General features: G+C 67.2%; 1 protein-coding gene. It reads left to right on the forward strand.

The window, feature by feature from the left end; genetic code table 11:
* Positions 1–16: 16 nt before the first annotated feature.
* The coding region (locus CH341_RS32920; RefSeq protein ID WP_210208744.1) for a cysteine hydrolase family protein at positions 17–256 on the forward strand (240 nt) is incomplete at its 3' end.

Raw genomic sequence — 256 nt, forward strand, 5'->3', positions numbered from 1 at the left:
CTGCGCGGCGCGTGCGATGCCGATCTTCGTCTCGCAGGTGCCACCGGCCCGGCTCGATTGCGAGCGCGGCCTGATGCGCGACATGTGGGGAAGGGGACCGGCCGACGGCGTCTCTGCCGAGAATGCGGGGCGGATGACGAATGCGCCCGCCCTCGACCCGGCGCTCGATCTTCATGGGCTGTCGTTGATCCCGGTGACGAAGCGCAGCTATTCGGCCTTCTACGGTAACGATTTCGAGGTCATGCTTCGGCGCCTC

The organism is Rhodoplanes roseus, from assembly GCF_003258865.1.
GTDB classification, from domain to species: domain Bacteria; phylum Pseudomonadota; class Alphaproteobacteria; order Rhizobiales; family Xanthobacteraceae; genus Rhodoplanes; species Rhodoplanes roseus.